This window comes from Psychrobacter sp. NPDC077938, from assembly GCF_044542635.1.
In the GTDB taxonomy this organism is placed as follows: Bacteria; Pseudomonadota; Gammaproteobacteria; order Pseudomonadales; family Moraxellaceae; genus Psychrobacter.
Genome location: NZ_JBITUW010000004.1, coordinates 19,984 through 40,862, shown reverse-complemented (window position 1 = coordinate 40,862; position 20,879 = coordinate 19,984). Strand labels below are relative to the sequence as shown.

Genomic DNA, 20,879 nt, shown 5'->3' with positions numbered 1-20,879 from the left:
GGGTAGGAGCTCAGGGTTAAGCGTATCAATCATTGCAGCTGCAAGCACAGTGCCGACTCATCGCCAACCACTCAGTTATCCTATAAAAATAACGCCACATTATAACAAATAAGCGCCTCGCTGACACACTATATTTGTCAGATTATTTTACACAAGTGCGTCTTTATCGATGTCAGTCATGTCTCAAACCATTAATAACTCGCTTTTAAAGCTACTCAAGTTCGCAAGGCCCCTCGCTATTCCCAATCTCTAGTCGCCTTTTGTTAACGTAAAACGCTCTGTAGGTAGATATTTGTTTTGCTGCGCATGCAAATAACCAAGCATTTGCTCCCGTATTTCACAGGCCAGCGTCCATGCTTCTATAGGCCCTACCGATGAAACAGCGCCGCGCAGCTGGATCGTATTCTCAGTCACATCAACCACATACATTTCGGGTTCCGTTTTATTATCCCAAAGCTTATTGTCCTTGACCATCGATATAAACGCCTCTCGGATAGCGTCGATATCTGCGCCATAATCGATATACAAAAACACAGGACAGGTCTGATGTACTTCCGTATGTGACCAATTCTCCACTCGTTCAGTGATTAGTTCGCGCATCGGCACGATCAAGCGACGCTCATCCCATGTTTTTAACACTGCATACGTGTAACGCAGGTCTTCCACCGTACTAAAATTACCATCCATTATCACACTATCACCAATCCGCACTGGCTGTGTCACCGCTACTTGCACACCAGCGATGATATTCCCTAATATTGGCTGTGCTGCAATACCGATAACCACACCTGCAATACCCGCTGAAGTCAGTAACGTCTTGCCAAGGCCTTCCATATTGGCAAATTCACTAAGACCTATCCAGAAGCTTCCCAAAATCATTACAAAAATAAAGACACGGCGAAATATCGATACATAGGTACGGCGGCGACGTTCTTTATCGAAATGCTCTGCAGCTAAATTCTCAATCTGCATGTCTTGATAGCGATTGGCAAAAAAGTTAATGATACGAATACCCAACCACATAGTACTAAATACCAGTCCAATCCAAATAAGTGGACGAGTAGATGAGGCGACTGCATCTAAATAAGGAAAACCACCAGAAACTAAGGTAAAAACCAGTGAAAAACTGATGGTAAAGGTTAGTGGTACTGTTAGTTTGTTAACCAAATCGGCGACACCATTAGTGCTGCCAACGTGCATGCTGTATTTTTCATCATCGATATAATGATTGATGATTTTTCCAGTACCTTTACTCAGTAGCCAACCCATACCCATGGTTAATAAAAAGAACAATATCAGCGCTGAGAATTCCCATAGCGCAATTCCAAAAAACTTTAGCTTTAACCAAGTAGGCAAATAACGCTCGAACTCAGCTGGATGATACTGTTCATAGAGATTATCGATATTGCCTACTGTCTGCGCCGAAAACACCCAGACAGGTGCTTCATCTCCTACTCGTACTCGCTGCAAATAGATAGGAACACGGCGCTCGCGATAGTCAACATAGCCAAGCTGAATAGAACGTCTAGCAATACCCATGACACTGCTATTATTACCAAGCGGTGGTTCAATTAAGCCATCAGGACGATCTGGCATATCGTCGAATACATAAAGCTCTTTTTCAGATAATAAGAAATCCAGTCGTTTTGTGAGATCAAGCGCACGGCTACGTTGACTTTTTTCATCAATCAAATTCATGTTTAGCGCGTAAGCGGCCAAATCATACTGCTGCTTCATTAACGCTGATTGAAAAAACTCTAAGGCTGCAAGCGGTGTTTCTAAATTAGGTGGCTCAGATAACGGCGGCAACCCAGCATTTAGCTTATCGAGTATATAGTAGCTCTCACTATATTCTCCGGTCAGTGCCGTATCACCTTGTAGCCTGCCTGCCTGCTCTACTGCGTTACGCTCAGTAGGATCAAAGATCTCTTCAGTGATACCAGAAATGCTGACACTCTCATCTTTAAGTGCATTGACTTGCTGGGCTGCATATTCAGAAAAACTATCAGGCTTACTAGGCGTTTGTTTTTCCGGCTCGCTCGTACTCTGTCCATTTTCATTAATTGCTGCGTAAACAGGTACATAGATCACACTTATAGCGGCAATGAAAAAGCCCAACAATACTTGCAGCACATGACTTTGAAAACGATTTTTCTCTACCTCTACTTGATGATTATCATCTGAGCGCAAAACGGCACAATGCTTGTCCATAGGGTTGTCTTTAAGAGTATTCATGTTTTCAAAGCCATCAGTCTACGAAAGGGAAGTATAAAAAATATATCGGTGCTGCTTTAACCTAATTCAGTAAGCAAAAAAAAGCCAGCCTAAAGCTGACTTAATTTATTACGAGATTTGTAGCTATTTACCCTATAAACGGCAAAAATTATTTTAAGCGCGGCGCCATGTGGTGCCAGCACGGCTATCTTCGAGCTCAATACCCGCCTCTTTTAGTTGCTCACGTATCTCATCAGCACGGGCAAAGTTTTTGTTGGCTTTAGACTCTGCACGTTCGATGATTAAATTATCAATAACCGCATCCGTTAGACCATCTTCTGCTTGATCACCGATCACTGCTTGCAAAAACTGCTGCACTGGCTGCTGTAAAATATTTAATACCTGAGCCAATGCTTTTAGTTGCTGGGCTAATTGCCATGCGGTATCGACGTCTTCCGCTTTAATGGCTTTGTTGATATCACGAGCCAATCCGAATAAGACGCTGATAGCCGTCGAGCTATTAAAGTCGTCATTCATCGCCTTGATGAAGTCTTGTCCAACCGCGCTATTATAAGCTTCAACCACTAAGTCTTCATTGATTACGATTGATTGTCCTTTTTGCTGCTCAGCCAATTTTAGTGCATTGTATAATCTGCTTAGGCTATTATGTGCTTCATCCAATGCGCTATCAGAGAAGTTAACTTGGCTACGATAATGGCTCGATAATAAGAAGAAACGCACCGTCTCAGGTAAGTACTTTGCCATGACATCGCGAATGGTAAAAAAGTTACCTAATGATTTAGACATCTTTTCGCCATCGACATTGATAAAACCAACATGCATCCAGTTACGAGCATACTCGCAACCAGTCGCTGCCTCAGACTGCGCGATTTCGTTTTCATGATGCGGGAACTGTAAGTCATGACCACCGCCATGAATATCAAAGGTACTACCTAAGCACTTAGTTGACATCGCTGAACATTCAATATGCCAGCCTGGACGCCCTTGACCCCATGGTGATGCCCACTGCGGCTCGTCAGGTTTTGCAGATTTCCATAGTACAAAGTCAAATGGATTACGTTTATCATTCTCAACTTCGACTCGCGAACCTGCTTGCATATCGTCCAGATTACGCTTAGATAATTTGCCATAACCGTCAAAGCTATCAACAGCATAGTAGACGTCACCGTTGTCGCCTGCATACGCATAGTTGCCAGTGACTAGCGTCTCAATCATATCCTGCATGTCATCGATATGATCAGTCGCACGTGGCTCAGCATTTGGCATCTCACAACCAAGGGCAGTCGCGTCTTCATGCATTGCCTCAATGAAACGCTGCGTCAATGTACCAATCTCTTCACCGTTTTCAGCGGCACGAGCAATGATTTTATCATCGATATCAGTGATATTACGTACATAGTTCACGTCATAACCCAAACGTGCCAACCAACGAACGGCCATATCAAAACCGACCATCACTCGCGCATGACCAATATGACAATAGTCATAAACGGTCATGCCGCACACATACATACCAACCTGCCCTGCTTTGAGTGGTACAAACTGACGCTTGCTGCCAGTCAATGAATCGTAAATGGCAAGTTGGGAAATCGCATCTGCAAGTGGTGTGGTCATAGTAAAAAAGCCTTGTAACGTAAATAAAATAGAGAAATGGAAAATCTCAGCCGCCGTGTATGAATAAGCCATACCAACGACTGTAACTATAAATCAAGAAAATAAAAAATTCAGACCAAAAATGTCGTGATATAAAACGTAACCCATTATCTTAGCGAAAACAGGCGTAAAATACTACAATGAGCGTGCAACTAACGCTATTCAATCATAAAAACCGTTAAGGATGTAAAGATGGGCAATCGCTTAAGCAAAATATACACACGTACTGGAGATGACGGCAGCACTGGTATGGCTGATGGCAGCCGCCTTAGCAAAGCGGACGATCTATTTAGCGTCATGGGTGACATCGACGAGCTCAACTCGCATATTGGCTTGGTACGTGCGCAACTAAAGCACAATAAAGGGCAATCTATAGAGAAAGAGTTCTCTGAAGCCTTGGTCATCATTCAGCACCTGTTATTCAATATAGGCGGCGAGCTTGCTATGCCAGAGTATGAAGGAGTTAATGCCACTCATATTGAATGGTTAGAGCAGCAAATAGATATGATGAATGCCACATTGCCACCGTTAAAAGATTTTATTCTGCCGACAGGTTCTATATTGGTCAGTCAGTTACACGTGGCGCGTAGTGTATGTCGCCGCGCTGAACGTCAAGCTGTGATATTGCAACAGCAGCGTCCACAAGCGATTCGTCGTACTGCCGTCAGCTTTATAAACCGCTTATCTGATTGGTTGTTTGTCGCTGCACGCTTCTGTACAGACCCAGAAAAAGTCTCTGAGGTGTTGTGGGACAGTCAAGCATTGAAAACGTTCACTGACAGTCAATAATACAAACTAAGTATTTGACAATAAATACTTAAACACAAAAAACCCCGCGACACGATTGTTGCGGGGTTTTTATTATTCAGCGATAGCAATTCGCTCTACTGGATATCGCTATCTCTTATTACAATGGTAAATTAATAAGTCGCGCTGTTATCTTCAATGATGACCATATCGATGGTTTCATCTTTAGGTACGGCTTTTGGTGTGGCTGGCTTGCTAGGCTCGACAGCAGCTGCTTGGGTGTTTGCAGTCGAACTGCTCTGACTTTCAGCAGGTTTATTAATGGTTGGCGGCGGCGTAGGTTCAGTTGGACGAATTGGCTCAACTGGCGTTACGGTTCTTGGCTGACGGATTGGCGCTGTTTGAGCCGTATCGTTGTTCTGCGTTGCACGGCGCTCAGCAGCACGTTGGGCGCGTTGCTCATCCATTGCAGTTTTAAAGACAGAACCTGCCATCACATCTGCAACAACAGTAATCAAAGCAGGCTGACCTGCAATACGCGTACGCACTTGACCGCCTTGAGTACCGACGATGTAAGTGAACGCGTCGTCAACGAGCATATTGTTATTGATACGGATATTGTCTTGCGCTAAACGCGATTGTAGACTTGGCTGATTATTGGCTGCTTGTACCTGACTGGCTTGATACAAGTCTTCACTTGGTAGCGTCATGCTGACACTTGCTTGACAAGTGGTCATGCCGTTCTCATTGGCTTGTTGCAAGATAGCAGCGTTTTGGACATCAATGACAACGCCATTGGTTTTTTCGCTAACCACACCATTGGCTAAACTGATTTCAGCATCATTTGCATAGTTGGCAGCCAATGACTGTGCTTGTTGATTGAGCGTATTTTTTAGAGCTGACTTAAGGCGATCTTGCACCATAGGATCATCACAGCTGATCGCAGGTGCAACGCTATTTTCAGCATCGACAGTCTCTTGTTCTGTTAGCTCTGCCTGCTCAGTAGTGTCTTCTTTATCTGAGCGATCACAGCCTGCAAGCGCTAAACCACATACCAATCCAATCCCAGCAACTTTATGCCACTTGCTCAAACTTATATTTGCTACGCTCATACTAACTCTACTCCCAATTTACAGGTTCGTACCGCCACTGACTGACAGTGTTCAACATTCAAATGCAACGCTAGCTGCTACAGATATGAAAACCACATCATTATACGGTGTTTAAATCAAATGGTCATTAGTGTAGCCCATGGATATACAAATAGTGCCCCTCATTGTGAAAAAAACCTGCGTTTGGTTGCAAAAACATAACAAACATTGGCAGATTTGGACTCTAAGAAGTCATATTTAAAAAAGTACGGATTGCATCGCAGTTTTCGTTAGACGCCGTTGATATGACGCTATATGATTGGGCATAAAAATCATCGATGATTGGTGCATATGATAAATTTTAGAGATACGTTATTACTAGGTCATCGAGGCGCACGCGGTGAGGCGTTAGAAAATACCTTTTCAGGCTTTCAATACTCTCAAAACCTCAAGTCAAGAGGCTTAGCAGGCGTAGAGTTTGATATACAACTAAACGCTGACGGTCACTTAATCGTATTCCATGATGACGATCTAGAGCGTATGTGCGGGCGACAATCACGCATTGATCAGTTGAAACTGACAGAAATCCAATGCCAGTTGCAGTTTGGCCAACCTATTATGACATTGGCAAGCATAGCGCCTGCGCTCAGTGGGTTTAACGTTATTGAACTTGAGATTAAGACGCATAGCCGTACCAACTATACAGTATTGATTGCAGCGCTTCGGCAGGCATTTATTAATACATCCCTTGCCAACTTACCAGTTGTATTGACGAGCTTCGATGTCGAGTTACACAACCGTTTGCAACGTCACAGACTATTATCTCATATGCCTCGCGGCTTGCTTATTCGTACGCCAGAAGCGTTGGCAAGCGCGACCAATACCGCATTGCAACTCGGCTGTATTCAACTGGGCATTCATTATCCGCTTTTGACCCAAGCTGTCATCAAGCATAGCCACCGTTATGGATTACCAGTAAGTGCTTGGACGGTTAATGATATTCCCACCATTGAGCAGCTCATCAAATGGCAGACCGATGTCATCATTACGGATTTTCCAAGTCATTTGCTGTTACCTTAACCAAGTTATCCGTACTTTTTTGATATTTAATCATTTTTTCGATAAACGCATTCTTTCCTACATATCTACCCTCCTTGTTACACTTCTCCTTCATGTCTGATAAGTCACTCGTATTTTTGACCAATACATTCTATAATCCATACAAGTTATTGTTATTTAGCAATATTTTTATAGTGTATAAGTGTTCACTTTACACGCTTTTTAAGGTACTATGGTGGCTTAAATTAATACCGTTAGGGATATTATATGATTGCAAAAAAAGCACTTGGCTTACCGCTTAAAGGCTTACGTTTCGCTATCAAATCTGGTGACACGCTTGTAAAGACCGCCAGCACTCAAGTAACGCGTTTTAAGACTCGTTTTGATGAGAAAAAAGCGCAAATGGCGCTTGATGAGCAGCCTGTTGCAAAACGCAATTATGCTAAAGCTTCTGAGCAAGCGGATCTTTCTGCGCAAGAGCAAAGCATTGATATGCGCGAGTTTGAATTTACCAAAGCACCGATCAACTGGATTCCGGCGACTATTTTGGTAGCGACGCCGATTGCTGCTGCTATCATTACGCCATGGTACTTGTTCACTCATGAAGTGAGCGCACCTGTTTGGGGTGTATTTGGTGCCTTTATGGTATGGACTGGTATCAGCATTACGGCAGGTTACCATCGTCTAATGGCGCATCGTGCTTACAAAGCGCATCCAATTGTCAGAAACTTTTTATTGCTTGGTTCTACCCTAGCGGTACAGGGTTCTGCGTTTGATTGGGTTTCTGGTCACCGTACTCATCATCGTCATGTAGATGATCGTTTGGATGATCCGTATTCAGCACAGCGTGGATTCTGGTTCAGTCATATTGGCTGGATGCTACGTAACTACCCTAGCGGCAAGTTCGACTACAAAAACATTCCTGATTTGACTAAAGATAGAGTCTTACAGATTCAGCATAAATACTACGGTCTATGGGTAGTTGCCATGAACGTTGGTATGGTTGCCGCTATCGGTTGGTTGCTTGGTGATGTTTGGGGTACGTTGGTTATCGCAGGCCTACTACGTTTGGTATTGACGCATCACTTTACGTTCTTTATCAACTCGTTCTGCCACATGTTTGGTACACGTCCTTATACGGATACCAATAGTGCTCGTGATAACTTCTTCTTGGCTATCTTTACGTGGGGTGAGGGTTATCATAACTACCATCACTTCTTCCAATACGACTATCGTAATGGCGTGAAATGGTGGCAATATGACCCAACCAAATGGTTAATTGCTGGTTTATCAAAACTTGGTTTGACTTCTGAGCTGCGTACTGTTGATGATACGACTATCAAACATGCAGAAGTACAAATGCAGTTTAAGAAGGCTCAGCAGCAAATCGATACAGCAGCAGTAAGCGGCATTGATCTTCCTCATGCGATGAAGAGCTTCCAAGACCGTATTAAGTTTGAATATGATGCCTTTACGCAGACTGTTGAAGAATGGCAAGCGCTAAAAGCAAAAACTATCGAGCTTAAGAAAACAGAGTTTGCTGATCGTTTGCATGAAGTTGATGATAAGTTAAAGCACGATTATGCCAAAATTGAACAAAAAATCCTTGAGCATAACAGCAATCTAAAAACCGCTTTCCGCTCTATCGGCGCGAACGAAAAAGCTGCTTAATTAATCTCTGATTAGTTTTATAATTTTGAAGCTTCTCCATCCCCCTATCCGTCCTAGATAGGGGGATTTTTTTGCTTATAATTTATCGCTTATGTCACTACAGCTACTTCTAACGACCTTATTATCATAATAAATGGTCAAATACATTGACTGAGCCATTGCCAGATTCAACCTACAAGCAATAACAATCTCGTTCATCACATTCAATTACTTAAAGACAGATAATTTTATTTTTTGGTCAGATATTACAAGAGATGGACAGAGTGCAACGATGCCATATGAGAGCTATGCTATAGTGACATTCTCACTTTTATATTTTAATGGAAACGGCCTGTATGCGTTATCAAAACACTTACGTCAACCTAGACACGCGCCTTTATCATGAGCAGCCACCGACGCCACTAGACAATCCTCGTGTCGGTCACTTCAACACTCAAGTTGCTCAGCAGTTAGGCTGGACAAACGACGAGGACCTGATGACTAATTGGGTTGAGATATTAGGTGGTCAATACGTACCAGCTGAATTTAAACCACTATCGATGGCCTACGCTGGTCACCAGTTTGGACAATGGGCTGGGCAATTGGGCGACGGACGCGGTTTATTGATGGCGCAGGTACTCGATATTGATGGACAGCCACAAGACTTGCATCTTAAAGGTGCTGGCTTGACGCCCTATTCACGCATGGGTGATGGACGAGCAGTCTTACGTAGTACTATTCGCGAATACCTGTGCGGTCATGCATTGACGAAGCTTGGCATCCCCTCATCTAACGCTTTGGGGTTTGTGGTATCGGATACGAGAGTGCGCCGTGAGCGTATTGAAGCAGGTGCAGCGTTGATGCGTGTGGCTGACAGTCATATTCGTTTAGGTCATGTCGAATGGATTGCCAGCTTTGCCCCTGATGTACTGGGTGAGTTCACTGACCATATGATTGACACTTATTATCCAGAGTGCCGCGATAGCGAAACACCTGTCTTAGCTTTCTTGACCGCAGTGGTTGAGCGTACGGCGCGTATGATTGCTGATTGGCAATTGATTGGCTTCGCTCACGGTGTCATGAACACAGATAACTTATCTATCACAGGCAGTACTTTGGACTTCGGGCCGTTTGGCTTTATGGAGCGCTTCAATCCTGCATGGATTAATAATCACTCAGACCATACGGGTCGCTACGCTTATCAGAATCAGCCTGCTATCGGGCATTGGAACCTAAACGTTTGGCTGCCACACTTTATGCGCCTAGAAGGCGTCACTCGTGAGACCCTTTCTGATTGCTTAGCGCCTTACGAAGCAACCTTTATGCAGCACTATCAGCAAGGTCTGTGCCGTAAGCTTGGCTTACCGCATCAAAGAGAAAGTCTCAGCTTGGCTTTTGAATGGTTGACGCTATTAGAAGACAACTTGCTCGACTATACCAATAGCTTCCGCGCCCTACTCGGTTTGGTCGCACCAGCAGATCATCCTTATGAACAAAAACTACTGGCTACTATGACCACTGAATTAAGCAGTAATGCACAGCAAGTATGGCAAGACTGGTCAACACGTTATCTTGCAAGCATCGAGCAGCTGCCACTTGAGCAGGCAGTTGATGACATGCAGACCAACAATCCTGTTTATGTCCTTCGTAATAGCATGGCGCAGCGTGCGATTACTGCCGCAGAGCAAGGTCAGTTTGAAGAAGTTGATCGCGTGTTTCGATTATTAGCCAATCCTTATAGCGTGCAAGATATCGCTAATGATTTAGATAGCAGTGCGCCTGCGCCTGATACACCGCAGATGCCTATTAGTTGCTCGTCTTAGTAGCTGCTCATCTTAGTAGTGGCTCGTCTTAGCACCTTTCAATTCTGTAATATTTTGAAACATTATGAAATTAAGGTTGATATCTAGCTGCATTTTTTGGCATTATCAACGAGATAAATAACGAATATCATTTTATTATATTATTCGCACAATTCACCGTTGTTGACTAGGCAGTGAATTGGCAATAATGCTAGAATGAATATTTCAGCTAGTTTGCTTTTTTGACCTGATCTTTGATCGTCGACCATGATTCTGATGGTCGTGAGTCGTTTAACGTTTTTATACCTTCCAATTATTATCATTCAATGATTTTTGGAGGGTCAGACGTTGTTTTTTATCACCATTTAATTTATTCCAATTTATTCCAACCATGGCAATTATTATGAATGACGATACCACTTCGAATACGGATAACCTCAGTACAGAAAAAGAGCAGTTTGAACAAGCTGCCTTACATTACCATGAGTTTCCACGCCCAGGTAAAATTTCGGTAACCCCTACTAAGCAGCTAGCCAACCAACGTGATTTAGCACTCGCCTACTCTCCAGGCGTTGCTGTACCTTGTCTTGAGATCCAAAGAGATCCAAAACTTGCGTCCAAATACACGGCACGTAACAACCTAGTTGGTGTTATCACTAACGGTACTGCTGTATTGGGTCTGGGTAATATCGGTCCATTGGCATCGAAGCCAGTCATGGAAGGTAAAGGCGTTCTATTTAAGAAGTTCGCAGGTATCGACGTTTTTGATATTGAAATTGCTCAAAATGATCCAGATAAGTTCATCGAAGCGGTTGCCTCGCTTGAGCCTACCTTTGGTGGTATCAACTTAGAAGACATCAAAGCCCCAGAATGTTTCAAAATCGAGCGCGTACTACGTGAGCGCATGAACATTCCTGTGTTCCATGATGATCAACATGGTACGTCAATCATCGTTGCTGCAGCCATGCTAAATGCTTTGTTGATTACTGGCAAAAAAATCGAAGAGATTAAAATTGTTTGTTCAGGCGCAGGCGCAGCAGCTATTTCTTGCCTAGATATCATTTGCGCACTTGGCGTTAATAAGAACAATATTATTGTTTCAGACTCACGCGGTATCATCAGTACTAGCCGTGAAAACCTTGATGAAACCAAACAGCGCTATGCTCGTGATATCACGGCTACTTCTATCGAAGAAGTCATGGACGATGTCGATATGTTCCTAGGCCTATCAATGCCCGGTACACTATCAGAAGATATGGTTCGCCGTATGGCAAAAGACCCTATCGTCTTTGCACTTGCCAACCCAACACCTGAAATCATGCCAGAATTGGCCCATGCGGTACGTCCAGACGTCATCATGGCAACGGGTCGTTCAGACTATCCAAACCAAGTAAACAACGCGCTATGCTTCCCGTATATCTTCCGCGGTGCATTGGATGTTGGTGCAACCACTGTTAACGAAGAGATGAAAGTTGCCTGCGTAAAAGCAATCGCTGCGATGGCACACGTTGAAGCTACTCCAACTACTAGCGCTAGAAACATCGAAAAGATGCAGAGCTTTGGTCGTGACTACTTAATTCCAGGCCCTCTAGAGCCAAATCTAATCATTGAAATCGCATCAGCTGTGGCCAAAGCAGCGATGGATTCAGGCGTTGCCACGCTACCGATCGATGACATGCAAGCCTATCGTCAGCGTCTGTCTGAGTTTGTTTATAACTCTGCGTTTGTGATGAAGCCAATCTTTGCTCGTGCTAAAGCCGATCCAAAACGTATTGTGTACTGTGAAGGTGAAGACAACAACATCTTGCTTGCTGTGCAAGTCGTCGTTGATGAGAAGCTAGCACAACCTATCTTGGTTGGTCGTCCTTCAGTTATCGAAGCCAATATCAAAAAGCTAGGCCTACGTCTAAAAGCTGGCGAGAACATTACCATCGTCAACGTTGATGACGATCCTCGCTACAAAGACTACTGGCAGGGCTACTACGAGAAGAACAAACGCCGCGGTGTAAGCATTGAGCTTGCTCGTCGTGATGTTCGCCGTAAGACGACTTTGATTGGTTCTTTGCTGGTCGAAAACGGTGCAGCAGATGGCATGGTATGTGGTACATTTGGCCATTACCAATTGCATCTAAAATACGTTGAAAGTGTCATTGGCAAAAAGCAAGGTATGAATGATTTCTATGCGATGAATGCGGTACTCATGCAAGATCGTAATATCTTTATCGCTGATACTTATGTCCATGAAGACCCAACAGCTGAGCAATTGGCTGAAATGACTGTCTTGGCAACAGATCAATTACGTCGCTTTGGTATCACGCCACGCGTCGCGCTAGTGTCTCATTCTAACTTTGGTGCTTCAGATCGTGCCAGCGCTGTCAAAATGCGTAAGGTTCATGAGCTATTGACCAATATGAACGTCGACTTTGAATTTGAAGGCGAAATGCAAGGTGATGCCGCGCTTAACGAAAATATTCGTCTAAACGATATGCCATCAAGCCCGTTAAAAGGTGCAGCGAACTTACTTATCTTGCCAACCCTTGATGCATCAAACATCGCTTTCAACCTGCTTAAAACAGCGACTGGCAGTGCTTCTATTGGCCCTATCTTATTGGGTACCAATAAGCCAGTCCACATTTTGACGCCATCAGCGACAGCACGTGGTATCGTCAACATGACTGCATTGACCGTTACTGAAGCGCAAGATCTAGAAAACGAGAAGTAATCGCACGTCATACACTGTATGAATATGTGGTTCAAAAGGGCTCTGTCATCCATTGACAGAGCCCTTCTGCTATACTAAAACCAGTCAATGCAACTTATAAAGCATTGGCTGTTTTTTTGATTTATAAAAATTGAGCTAGCGATATAAAACTCAATAATAATAAGAGGCTTCTATGCAAATTTACCTTGTGGGCGGCGCTGTACGCGATCGACTGCTTAAGCGTCCTATCAAGGACAAGGACTTTGTCGTCGTTGGCGCTACTGTTGAAGAGATGATTGATGCAGGGTTTCAACAAGTGGGCGCTGACTTTCCTGTGTTTTTGCATCCGACCAGTCATGAAGAATATGCATTGGCACGCACAGAGCGCAAGCAAGGCTCAGGCTACAAAGGTTTTAGCGTACATACCAGCCCTGATGTTAGTCTAGAAGATGATTTGCGCCGTCGTGATTTAACCATCAACGCGATGGCAATTGAGGTTACCAGCTTAACTGACGACACCCCTATTGACGGACAGGTCATCGACTACTATGGCGGACTACAAGACTTAGAAAGCAAGACATTACGTCATGTGTCTAATGCTTTTAATGAAGACCCATTACGTGTACTTCGAACAGTGCGTTTCTATAGTCGTTACTACGATTTAGGGTTTACCATCGCGGATGACACTTTAACGCTGATGCGTCAATTGGTCGATATAGGAGAGCTGGCTCATTTAAGCGCCGAACGTATTTGGCAGGAATCGAGCCGTGCGACTATGCAACTATCACCGCAAGTCTATTGGCAAAAACTGTTTGAAATTGGTGCGCTCATAGAGTATTTCGCGCCATTGCATCATGCTTGGGACAATATCCAAATAAGAGAAACAGCGCAGACAGCATTATATTTTGCAGGCCAAATGCGTCTAAACTTGTCACAGCGTTGGGCGCTACTAATGACTAGCCTGTCTTCATCATTATTTAATAGCGAAAACTCTGAGTCTACGTTTAACGTATCAACCGCTATAAAAAATATTAACGCTATCGGTAATAAAGCTAAAGTCCCAAAAACACATACTCAGTTCGCAACTTTATTCGCTCAGCAAGCTGAAAAACTAAGCACAATAAACAGTCTAAATGCGGCTGAAAAAATCGATCTAATCCAAGCCTGCGGTGCGCATAAGGAGCCTGATAAGCTCTCTCAATTGCTCGTGTGCAGTCATGTGTTACAGCTAGCAACACAGCATCGCCAAATGATGCTAGCACTAGATAGCTTTCACGCTGTCGGCATGACTGACATTGCGCCAGACCTGAAAGGCCCCGCTATTGGTGCAGCCTTACGCCAGAGCAGGATTGAACACTTGCAAGCGCAAGAGTGATATAGACAAGCACACTAGAGAAAAAAGTAGTATTGCTATGAACCAAGAACTTAATGCCTGCCAAACAGAAAATATGAATAACCAAGCGCCAGTGATGCTTGTGACAGGTAGTGCTAGGCGTATTGGGGCGGCTATTGTTAAAGCGGCTCATAGGCAAGGTTACCGCGTCATTATTCATTGTCATCGTAGTGTACAAGACGCTAATAACTTAGCTGACCATCTGAACGACGTCCGTGCTAATAGTGCAAAAGTTATCGTTGCTGATTTAACGATAGTCAACGATGGGGCGGCTTTAGACAGCTTTGTTAAAAATATCGTAGAGGCGTTTGGCCAGCTTGATGTACTGGTGCATAATGCGTCGCGGTTTTATCCTAGTCCACTCGGTAGTATTAATCATGCACAGTGGGATGAGTTGCTTTTGACCAATGCCAAGGCCCCTTTATTACTAAGCCAAGCCCTACTACCTTATCTAAAGCAGCAACAAGGCTGTATTATCAGTTTGTTGGACATACACGCGCATGATAGACCGTTTAACAACTATACCGTCTACAATATGGCAAAGGCTGCGCATCGAATGATGGTACAGTCGCTAGCGCTAGAAATGGCACCTCAAGTAAGGGTCAACGGGGTTGCTCCTGGAGTCAACATTTTACCTGACCCTACTAGCGACCAAGCTATTAATAACGAGCAACAACGAAGTATCATCGATGCTATTCCTATGCGGCGTATAGGCCAACCTGATGAGATTGCTCATAGCGTACTGTATCTTGTGCAGGCAAATTATGTCACAGGAGAGATCATCACCGTGGATGGAGGTCGTAGTCTAACCATAGCTGGTGGTCACCTGTAATACGGAAATATGGCTCAATAAAAAATATCTTGATTACTGCCTATCTTTTACTTGAAAAATTAAAAAAATCAGGTATCATTGTGCGTCTAACGTTAGGGCCCATAGCTCAGTTGGTTAGAGCAGAGGACTCATAATCCTTTGGTCGTAGGTTCAAGTCCTACTGGGCCCACCATATATTAAATCAGGCTTGTTCGCAGCGATGCGGCAAGCCTTTTTTTATGCAATTTTAGAAATATTATGAACAGTGCAGCGAATAATAATTGGTATTTAGCCAAAAGCAATTATCTAAAATATAGACATAAAAAAAACCCTTCACGCTAAATTTACATAGCCTGAAGGGTTTTTTTATGTGTGGCGCTTTTTAGTAATCAACGGTATAGCTTAAGCCATAAGTCGTTCCTGATGCAGGTAAGCGGTTTAAATCACCAAATGTGGTTTGATGATAGACCGTTAGATAGTCTTTATTAAGCAAGTTATAAACGCCATAATCTACTCGGCCGACTGGCATATTTACTTGCCCTAATACATCAAGGGTCATATAACCAGTGACAGGTAAGGCACTAGAGTCAGGGTCTTGTTGTTGGTCTTTAAAGGCTTTATCATCACCGCCGATTGCCAATGCTTGCAGGCGAATATTGCTGCCTTCATCGAAGTTATACTGAGCAAATGCCGTACCTTTTAGCGGTGTTAGACGTACTGCATCGAGCTCTAGCCAATCGCCATCTTTGTCATACTGACCACGAGTGTACGCCACACTACCGCCTACTTGCCATTTATCACTGATATCATGACTAAGCGACCCTTCTACCCCATATACACGCTCATCGGTATCGACAACTTCTACGGTATAGCTGTCAGTAAAGCGCACAACTTTATCTGATTCGTTATAAAAACCACTCAAGCGTGCTGCTGTATCGCCATGTTTGCCTTGCCAGCCAAACTCGTAGTTATTGATCGCGATCGGTTGTACGTTGTCTGAGTTGACCACAAACCCTGCACGCACATCACGCAGCGCACGCTGGATATCCGCTGTGGTAAACCCTTGTGAAAAATTAGCAAATATTTGATCATTTGGGGTTAATTGATAGCTAGTACCGAGATTGAACAAGGTTTTGTCGTGATCTGTGCTGCCTTTTTCTACGTCGCCTGCTTGATAGTCAATGCCATAAGCTGCACTTGTTCCACTGATAGCAGAACTATTAAAATACTCTTCAAGCAGTTGCTCATAGATGGGCGTAAAGGTATCAGTCTCTGACTTTAGATTTTGATAACGCACACCAGCACTGGTATGCCACTTGTCAGTTATATCTACATCTGCATTGACAAAAGCGCCCCATTTATCGATGGTGGTATCTGGTCCACCATTATAGGTAAGTCCATTGGTTTGGGCGCTTAAGCCATTACTAGCAAGAAACGTATTTAGGTCTTGACCGTAGTAAGTTTGCTCACTGTTTTCGCGTTCGAAATCAGCACCGTAGCTAAGTAGAGTCTTTTTGCCTGCGACTTCCGTCTCGGTTTGCATGGCGGCACGTAAGCCCATTACTTCGATATCAGCTTCTGATTGAGTGACAAATGTTGCAGCACTTGCCAGTTTCTTCAGTGTGGCTGTATCAGTTAGACCATTGTCTTGCCATACTTCAGTCGCTTGGTCTCCTGCAGTTTTACCAGAAGGGTAAAAACGGCCTTTCTCATCTCGGTAGTAACCCGTCAAGCTTAAGCTAGACCCTGAGCCTACAAAATCATCGTCGCTATAGCTCAAATTTACTGAGCTTTTTTCGGTATATGGCTCATTTTCTACGTTGGCACCATCGATAGCTTTTAAGGAAGGTTTTGCGCCAAATAACACTGCCAAACCATCACCATAATCTGGGCCGTAGTCGGTGTCTTGTTCATCTTTGTAGTAAGTCACTGCAAGATCAAGACGTTGGCTGTCAGTGAGCTCTACACCCAAGCTACCATTCACACTTAGCGATTCGGTATCTTGTTGGTCCGTTTGGTTGACATCTGGGCTGATTCGATTGCCTTTGCTATCAAACTTGCCGCCTTTATTATCATAATCAACATCTAGGCGACCATACACTCGCTCGCCGCCATATCCTAAGGTTTGCCCTACGTGATAACCCAATGAGTCTGACTCAAAATTACGACTGCTACTGACACCAACTCTAGTCTGTCTGATAGGTCCATACCCTACCAAAGATTTGGTCACAAGGTTAATCAGGCCACCTGCTGCACCAGCACCGTAGATACTGGTGGCACCTGAGAGCACCTCTACCCGCTCAAGCTGCGCAGGATCGATACTATTGAGCTCGCGTGAAAGACTACGTGAACTGCTTAAAGGCACACCATTCAACAAGAACTGTACAGGGCGTCCGTGCATGGTCGTACCGTAGTTACTGGTTGAGCCGCTGCTGGCACCCAGACTCGGTATCAATTGTGCCAAGATATCACCAGTGGTACGGTCACCCGTTGCCTGCATCTGAATCTCGTTTTCAGTAATTACTTGGGTGACTGCTGGCATCTCGCTAATTTTCTGTGCCAGCGCCGTGCCCGTTCTGGCTTTAGCAGTGACATTGATAGTGTCTAAAGTCACATTGGGAGTCTCATCAGACACAGTACTTGAAGCCAGTTCCGCTGAGGTCTGTGCATCTAATACGGCATCCGCTTCATTGACATTGTTTTGTGCATATAATTGCTGACTAATACAAAGGGTAAGAACAGATAGAGCAACTTGATGATGGCTTTTCATAATGATTTCACTTAGGTTATTTCACTTAGTTGGATAAATAAACAGTGATATGAGTAATATTTAGCTAATAATACAGTGTGTACTAACTTTGTGAATTGTATTGTAAATGATAATCGTTTTTATTTCTATATGTATTTATACTTTGGTAGTAAGCGTTTATTTGTACTGTTTTCAGATATGGTTGACTATTTGAACTCTGATAATTTCATTAATCACTGAATAGTTTATTTAGCTCGTTGTTACGATAAGCCTCAAAAAACATCTGAAACTTTACCTCATCCTCTTTATGCTTTTTTTGGCAATCTGATAATAGCTGCTGTGCTATATCAACAGACAATATAAATACGCCGTCATTATCCATAATAGCGATATCGCCTGAACGAATCGTCGTAGTCTGTTTACCAAAGCGATAGACAATATCGGATGCTAACCTTCCTTGTGCCTGTTTGCTTTTGGACGTAGTCACAGCACTGATGCCTTGTGAAAATACAGGAAAGCCCAGCTGCTGAATTTGGAACGAATCAGTCGCCTGCCCAATGACAATGACCGCGGACAGCTTTTCATAAATAGCCGCGCAAGTTCGCAGTGATCCCCAACATGCTTTGACACCCAATACCTGAGCATCAATACATAACACATCATTGGGCGCTGCTTGAATCAATGCTTGGTTGATCACATCCGTGTTGTCAGAGGTTAGTTGCACCGTCAACACTCGGCCGACTATAGTAGCCGGGCATGGATTCAGTGCTTTGATATCTGGTAAATACCCCTCTTCCGTCAGATGACCTATGGTTGAGGTACCTATCTCTTTATAACTGTCTATAAGGTCGTGAATATCGATGTCATTCATTATGTTCTCATTATGGTATTTCATAATTTTAACCACTGTTCTTGACACGCTTGAACGGATTGATCGTTTTACTTTCTCCAGCGGGCATACTGCCATGAGGGTCAGAACCACGGGCAATCACCGGCAATAGCAATGTTTTATGCGGATAATGTGAAGTGTTCAATAGCTCATCACGAAGTACCTGACGTTGATCATCATCAAAATTGATAGTTACTAAGGATTCCTCGATACTTATCATTGCCTTGTGCCACAGCGTATCTTCATTAATATGATAGTGCTCAACCAATGACTCGATAATCGCTCGAAGATTAACCAGTAACCCTAGCGACTGTAGATAAAATATCAGCGCTTGCGGCGCCTCTCGATATAGACGGTTTTTAAAATCTGGCGGGCTCAGATATTCAGGATCTAATATGTGATGACGTGCCAGCCATGGTAGATAAATACGTACGGAATCATGGTCACGTAATAACAGACTGGTAAAATGATTGTCTTTTAATACGATAACAATATTTTGCCCGTGCATCTCAGGCGCAAACCCTAGGCGTAAGCATCGCAGCATCGTACCCAAAAACACATCACAAAGATTTTTAAAACACGCTATGACAGCGGGTTTTTTATTCTGTGGCGAGCCTTCTTGAAAGCTGTCTTGAGCACTGTTTTGGCTACTATGCTGTGTGCTATTCTGAACAATCCCGTCAAAAATGTGATGGCTAACACCTTGTTTGTAGACCAACATACCCAAGCTTGCCATCGGTAATAGTCGAATCGTATCGTCACACAGATCTGCTGGTAGTTGGCGTAGCATCGCGCCTAGATGCGTGGGTTTTTCTTGATAGAAATAAGGGTTAATAGCGCTTTTATCATGCAAATGAGACGGAGACATATAACCCCACCATAGGCGCTCATCCCACAACCGTAGCTGTGCTAATAGTACCGGGTCTAACGTTCTTGCCTGCATCAATATGGCTTGGTTTTTTTCACCATTGATCAACTTGAGAGCTGGTAAGTAGCGCTTTGAGTTCAATGCGTATACACCTATAGGCAGCTTAATGCTATTGGGCGTATCCGTATCAATCAACATACTGCGCATGGATGAGCTGGCATAAGTGATAAGCGCATCAAATTTGAGGGCGATAACTGTGCCACTGGCAAGATCGTCGGCATATATGTCATCAACTACATGAATCATTTGCCAAGGATGTACGGGCATCGCAATATGGGTATCTGCAATACCTTTATCGTCTAGCTCTCGCATCAAACTCTGCTGCTGCGTAGTGTCCAAAAGATAAGTCGCTGGATTTTGCGTTGCTGTGTTTTTAACATGCTCTGCCACCATGATATGGCTATTGGCAATGGCGACCCATACCAGCTTGATAGGCTGATTAAACTCTGCCATATAACGTTTGTATTCTATTTCCGTAAATCCTAACTTACCTTTTGCCAGTGGATGAAACGGACGATCCATGAGTGATGCCCACTGCTCCGCCGCAATCAAGGTTTGATGCCAATGCGCATACTGACAAACTGCCGTTGTGATGTTTGCCAGCGATGACTGTTGCTGAGCTATAAAAGAAGCCTCTAAGCTCTCTTTTAGCTTTAAGACACCGATATCAGATAAGCTGGCACCATCCATCATTGATAAAAAGATGTCTAACAATTGCTGTGCTGAGCTTACTGGCTCTAGCAAAACGTTATCTACATGACGCTTGCTATTAAGGTTATGTATGACAGGCAGACAGGATTTAGACAATCGCCACGGTGACGCATAAGCAGGCTCTACCAATAGTAATAACTGCCTCTCTTGGTCAACCTGCATCACCATTAACGTGTTGTCTTGGTCAAAAAAATCTTGATACTGCTGTGGCAGTGACTCTAAAAGTAGTGATTCTAAAAACTGATGCGCGTCTTGAGCTTGAGTCGTCTGATAGTTTTCTAAATACTCAGCGATGGTTGTCACTTGAATAAGGTGCTCATCCACCCACTGCTCTAATAAGAAACACTCTACTAAATGACTAATCAGCGACCATTGAATAGCCTCGACATCTGGCTCAGGGTTTGCATCAAGGTGGTTTTTTGGTACATAAATTTGCACAGGAAATAAGGTATGCATCGTC

Annotated in this window: 13 protein-coding genes and 1 tRNA gene; 8 read left to right on the top strand and 6 right to left on the bottom strand. The window is 43.7% G+C overall.

Annotated elements, in window-relative coordinates:
* Positions 1–249 precede the first annotated feature (249 nt).
* Entirely contained in the window at positions 250–2,235 is a 1,986-nt protein-coding gene (locus ACIGBM_RS08095) for a mechanosensitive ion channel family protein (protein WP_397477382.1), read from the bottom strand.
* Between the two features lie 153 nt (positions 2,236–2,388).
* The gene (cysS, locus tag ACIGBM_RS08090; RefSeq protein ID WP_397477381.1) at positions 2,389–3,849 is read right to left on the bottom strand and encodes a cysteine--tRNA ligase; all 1,461 of its coding nucleotides are present in this window, start codon (positions 3,847–3,849) and stop codon (positions 2,389–2,391) included.
* Positions 3,850–4,080: 231 nt separating this feature from the next.
* Here cysS and ACIGBM_RS08085 point away from each other — a divergent pair, with 231 nt between their 5' ends.
* On the top strand, positions 4,081–4,677 hold the full coding sequence (locus tag ACIGBM_RS08085; protein WP_179798902.1) for a cob(I)yrinic acid a,c-diamide adenosyltransferase: 597 nt from the start codon (positions 4,081–4,083) through the stop codon (positions 4,675–4,677).
* 131 nt (positions 4,678–4,808) lie between these two features.
* Here ACIGBM_RS08085 and ACIGBM_RS08080 read toward each other — a convergent pair whose 3' ends face one another.
* The gene (locus ACIGBM_RS08080) at positions 4,809–5,747 is read right to left on the bottom strand and encodes a hypothetical protein (protein ID WP_397477380.1); all 939 of its coding nucleotides are present in this window, start codon (positions 5,745–5,747) and stop codon (positions 4,809–4,811) included.
* Between the two features lie 330 nt (positions 5,748–6,077).
* Between ACIGBM_RS08080 and ACIGBM_RS08075 the strand changes: the two genes are divergently transcribed.
* From ACIGBM_RS08075 to ACIGBM_RS08045, 7 genes are all read left to right on the top strand, one after another.
* A complete protein-coding gene (locus tag ACIGBM_RS08075; protein WP_397477379.1) occupies positions 6,078–6,806 on the top strand; it encodes a glycerophosphodiester phosphodiesterase in 729 nt (242 codons plus the stop codon).
* A 471-nt stretch (positions 6,807–7,277) separates the two neighbouring features.
* Positions 7,278–8,456: a fatty acid desaturase gene (locus ACIGBM_RS08070; protein WP_201568041.1), complete on the top strand. Its 1,179-nt coding sequence runs from the start codon at positions 7,278–7,280 to the stop codon at positions 8,454–8,456.
* A gap of 335 nt (positions 8,457–8,791) precedes the next feature.
* Positions 8,792–10,258: a YdiU family protein gene (locus ACIGBM_RS08065; protein WP_397477378.1), complete on the top strand. Its 1,467-nt coding sequence runs from the start codon at positions 8,792–8,794 to the stop codon at positions 10,256–10,258.
* 382 nt (positions 10,259–10,640) lie between these two features.
* The gene (locus ACIGBM_RS08060; protein WP_160021186.1) at positions 10,641–12,959 is read left to right on the top strand and encodes an NADP-dependent malic enzyme; all 2,319 of its coding nucleotides are present in this window, start codon (positions 10,641–10,643) and stop codon (positions 12,957–12,959) included.
* A 172-nt stretch (positions 12,960–13,131) separates the two neighbouring features.
* Positions 13,132–14,313: a tRNA nucleotidyltransferase gene (locus ACIGBM_RS08055; protein ID WP_397477377.1), complete on the top strand. Its 1,182-nt coding sequence runs from the start codon at positions 13,132–13,134 to the stop codon at positions 14,311–14,313.
* 37 nt (positions 14,314–14,350) lie between these two features.
* Positions 14,351–15,163: a pteridine reductase gene (locus tag ACIGBM_RS08050; protein ID WP_397477376.1), complete on the top strand. Its 813-nt coding sequence runs from the start codon at positions 14,351–14,353 to the stop codon at positions 15,161–15,163.
* A gap of 95 nt (positions 15,164–15,258) precedes the next feature.
* Positions 15,259–15,335, top strand: a tRNA-Ile gene (locus ACIGBM_RS08045).
* A gap of 189 nt (positions 15,336–15,524) precedes the next feature.
* On the opposite strand, the gene ACIGBM_RS08040 is transcribed toward ACIGBM_RS08045, so the two are convergent.
* The 3 genes from ACIGBM_RS08040 to ACIGBM_RS08030 form a co-directional block, all read right to left on the bottom strand.
* Positions 15,525–17,912, bottom strand: coding sequence for a TonB-dependent receptor (locus ACIGBM_RS08040; RefSeq protein WP_397477375.1), 2,388 nt, complete (start codon positions 17,910–17,912; stop codon positions 15,525–15,527).
* 208 nt (positions 17,913–18,120) lie between these two features.
* Positions 18,121–18,762: an RraA family protein gene (locus tag ACIGBM_RS08035; protein ID WP_397477374.1), complete on the bottom strand. Its 642-nt coding sequence runs from the start codon at positions 18,760–18,762 to the stop codon at positions 18,121–18,123.
* Positions 18,763–18,790: 28 nt separating this feature from the next.
* Positions 18,791–20,875, bottom strand: a complete 2,085-nt coding sequence (locus ACIGBM_RS08030; RefSeq protein ID WP_379544549.1) for an IucA/IucC family protein — start codon at positions 20,873–20,875, stop codon at positions 18,791–18,793.
* Positions 20,876–20,879: the final 4 nt, after the last annotated feature.

Coding starts and splice junctions, on each gene's coding strand:
- ACIGBM_RS08040 (WP_397477375.1), bottom strand. CDS start 17,912: ATGAAAAGCCATCATCAAGTTGCTCTATCTGTTCTTACCCTTTGTATT.
- ACIGBM_RS08060 (WP_160021186.1), top strand. CDS start 10,641: ATGAATGACGATACCACTTCGAATACGGATAACCTCAGTACAGAAAAA.
- ACIGBM_RS08095 (WP_397477382.1), bottom strand. CDS start 2,235: ATGAATACTCTTAAAGACAACCCTATGGACAAGCATTGTGCCGTTTTG.
- ACIGBM_RS08035 (WP_397477374.1), bottom strand. CDS start 18,762: ATGAATGACATCGATATTCACGACCTTATAGACAGTTATAAAGAGATA.
- ACIGBM_RS08055 (WP_397477377.1), top strand. CDS start 13,132: ATGCAAATTTACCTTGTGGGCGGCGCTGTACGCGATCGACTGCTTAAG.
- ACIGBM_RS08070 (WP_201568041.1), top strand. CDS start 7,278: ATGCGCGAGTTTGAATTTACCAAAGCACCGATCAACTGGATTCCGGCG.
- ACIGBM_RS08080 (WP_397477380.1), bottom strand. CDS start 5,747: ATGAGCGTAGCAAATATAAGTTTGAGCAAGTGGCATAAAGTTGCTGGG.
- ACIGBM_RS08085 (WP_179798902.1), top strand. CDS start 4,081: ATGGGCAATCGCTTAAGCAAAATATACACACGTACTGGAGATGACGGC.
- ACIGBM_RS08065 (WP_397477378.1), top strand. CDS start 8,792: ATGCGTTATCAAAACACTTACGTCAACCTAGACACGCGCCTTTATCAT.
- ACIGBM_RS08075 (WP_397477379.1), top strand. CDS start 6,078: ATGATAAATTTTAGAGATACGTTATTACTAGGTCATCGAGGCGCACGC.
- ACIGBM_RS08050 (WP_397477376.1), top strand. CDS start 14,351: ATGAACCAAGAACTTAATGCCTGCCAAACAGAAAATATGAATAACCAA.
- ACIGBM_RS08030 (WP_379544549.1), bottom strand. CDS start 20,875: ATGCATACCTTATTTCCTGTGCAAATTTATGTACCAAAAAACCACCTT.
- cysS (WP_397477381.1), bottom strand. CDS start 3,849: ATGACCACACCACTTGCAGATGCGATTTCCCAACTTGCCATTTACGAT.